A 369-nucleotide genomic window follows, 5' to 3' on the forward strand; every position below is an offset into this window, starting at 1 on the left:
TTTATCTGCCAATACTTGGAGTTGTCACGGGCAGCGTACTATAAATGGCTGGGTCATGAACCAACGGTGCATGAGTTGGAAAACCAAGCAATTTATGAGTATATCAAACAGTTGGAAGAAACTAATCATTACATCTTTGGCGTTAATCGCCTGGTCACTTATATTAATCAAGAAACGTCTTATCAGGTTGGCCCCACTCGGGTTCGTAACATCATGCGTCGAGGTAATATTAAAGCTTCAATTCGGGTTGCCAAGCATGATCGCCAAGCTGAAAAGAAAGAATTTGTTTTGGCCAATAAACTTCTCACCGCGGATGCTGGTCATGATTTCCATCCAAGTCACCCGAACGAAGTTTGGGTGACCGACTGC

1 protein-coding gene is annotated in these 369 nt (G+C 43.6%); it reads left to right on the top strand.

Going from position 1 to position 369, the window contains the following annotated elements:
• Positions 1-3: 3 nt before the first annotated feature.
• On the top strand, positions 4-369 hold a 366-nt coding region (locus tag LPKJCM_RS13235; protein ID WP_369688695.1), incomplete at its 3' end, for an IS3 family transposase.

It is taken from the genome of Lentilactobacillus parakefiri (assembly GCF_002157585.1).
GTDB lineage: Bacteria > Bacillota > Bacilli > Lactobacillales > Lactobacillaceae > Lentilactobacillus > Lentilactobacillus parakefiri.